Below are 763 nucleotides of genomic sequence, written 5' to 3' on the forward strand. Positions count from 1 at the left end.
CTCGACCATCTCCGCGAGACCGCCCTCGCCGCGGACGAAATCGATGCCGGCATTGCGGTACATGCCGCTCACCGGGCTGTCGCCCATGAACCAGTAGGTGAGCCCGGCGGTATGGGTGAGCAGGTGATGAATGGTGATGGGCCCGTCGGCGGGCTTGAGCCGGGGCGCCTGGGCGCTGCCGCCCACCAGGACCTGCATGTCCTCGAACTCCGGGAGGTAACGGGCCACGGGGTCGTCGAGCTGGAAGGCTCCCGCCTCGTAGAGCATCATCAGCGCCACAGTGGTGAGCGGCTTGGTCATGGAGAACACGCGGAAGAGCGTGTCCCGCTGCACCGGAGCACCCGCCTCGATGTCCCGCTGACCCTCGCACTCGAAGAACGCGACCCGCCCATGCCGGGCGATGAGCACGCTCGCCCCGGGCAGGCGCTCACGCTCGACCTGCTCGCGCATCCAGCGCCGCACCCGGCCGAGCCGTTCGCGGCTCAGCCCCACCTGCTCCGGTGCCACCGGTGTCTCCATCATGACCAACTCCCTGCGTGATCCACTGCACCCCCGGGACGCGCGGGCTTCGGTGCGCCCGAGCCACCGGCCGCGCCCGCGACGGCGGTTCCAGGTGTGCCGCACCCAATCGTGCCCATCCCCCGGCCACGACGTCCAGAGCGGGCCCATAGCCTCACCGCCCCTCGCGTGGCGACAAAGGAGATCCGAGGACGACGCGGCACGCTCGCTCCGATCAGCGACGACCACCGCACCCCCCACTACC

At 70.5% G+C, this 763-nt stretch carries 1 protein-coding gene; it reads right to left on the minus strand.

Features of this window, described 5'->3' with window-relative positions; genetic code table 11:
* Positions 1-522: serine hydrolase (locus tag G7A99_RS22505; RefSeq protein ID WP_163144250.1), on the minus strand; the 522-nt coding region annotated here is incomplete at its 3' end.
* Positions 523-763: the final 241 nt, after the last annotated feature.

This window comes from Arhodomonas sp. KWT (genome assembly GCF_010993615.1).